The 675-nt window shown below is 35.1% G+C and carries 1 protein-coding gene; it reads right to left on the bottom strand.

Translation table 11 applies throughout. The features are described from left to right. Positions 1 to 288: 288 nt before the first annotated feature. On the bottom strand, positions 289 to 645 hold the full coding sequence (locus tag JK188_RS17645; protein ID WP_211886455.1) for a nitrous oxide-stimulated promoter family protein: 357 nt from the start codon (positions 643 to 645) through the stop codon (positions 289 to 291). Between the last annotated feature and the right edge of the window lie 30 nt (positions 646 to 675).

Here is a 675-nt window from a genome sequence, read left to right as displayed (position 1 = left end):
GGTTTTAGTTATTAATTATGTTCGGTTACTAATTTTTATATGAACGTCTATTTCTGGAAATAGAAACATGATAGAGAGCTAAAGTCATTTTATCGAGATTCGATGAAAATTGAGGAGATAACGTGAGTGAGTTTAAAAACTGATAAAAAACCAATAAGATAGTGAAAAAAAACACACGAGGCTAACGAACAAGTTGGCGTTAAATATATTTAACATTTACACCGGTAAATTTGTTTTTCTCAGTGATGTAATTCCGAATTGGTGTGGTGAAATATTCTGTTGATAAGATCATTTTTTCAGGTTGGGAGTAGTTCGACCCCGACTAGGTAGCTCCGGGACAGGTTTTTTATCATCAATGAGATGACGAATTGCTAAAATAGGATGGCGATATAGCATTTTAGGGCCGGCCCAACGCATAATGATTTTCATTTGCTCACGTTGCTTTGGTTGGTAGCAATGTATAGGGCATTGTTTACAGGCTGGTTTTTCTTCACTATAACGGCATTTATTTAGGCGTTTTACGGCATAGGAAAAAAGTATTTGGTAATGTTCTGGGTTGTCTTCAGGAGCAGGATGTGCCTTTTCATAGATTTTTATCATTTTTTCTATCGTTACGATTTCCCTCGATATTTTTTTACCCACCATCATCGCTTCTCCTTAAATAAAGATATATTT

The sequence above is a fragment of the Providencia sp. JGM181 genome, from assembly GCF_018257375.1.
Taxonomy (GTDB): Bacteria; Pseudomonadota; Gammaproteobacteria; order Enterobacterales; family Enterobacteriaceae; genus Providencia; species Providencia lanzhouensis.
Note: the sequence above shows the minus strand (reverse complement) of the source record. Positions and strands in the feature narration are given on the sequence as shown.